At 67.7% G+C, this 229-nt stretch carries 1 protein-coding gene; it reads right to left on the reverse strand.

Annotation, left to right across the window (positions count from 1 at the left end; all coding sequences use genetic code 11):
- Positions 1–229: hypothetical protein (locus CVH10_RS25095; RefSeq protein ID WP_146143445.1), on the reverse strand; the 229-nt coding region annotated here is incomplete at both ends.

Raw genomic sequence — 229 nt, forward strand, 5'->3', positions numbered from 1 at the left:
ATAGACGCGCCCGATGCCGTGGCAGGTCGGGCAGGCCCCCGCGACCGTGTTGGGGGAGAAATCCTCCGCATAGAGCATGGGCTGATTGCGCGGATATTCGCCGACGCGCGAATAGAGCATCCGCACCAGGCTGGAGAGCGTCGTCACGCTGCCAACGGAGGATCGCGCGTTGGCCGAGCCGCGCTGCTGCTGCAACGCGACCGCGGGCGGCAATCCATCGATCGCGTCG

Origin of the sequence: Halomonas sp. ND22Bw (assembly GCF_003011945.1) — a bacterium.
Taxonomy (GTDB): domain Bacteria; phylum Pseudomonadota; class Gammaproteobacteria; order Pseudomonadales; family Halomonadaceae; genus Halomonas; species Halomonas halophila.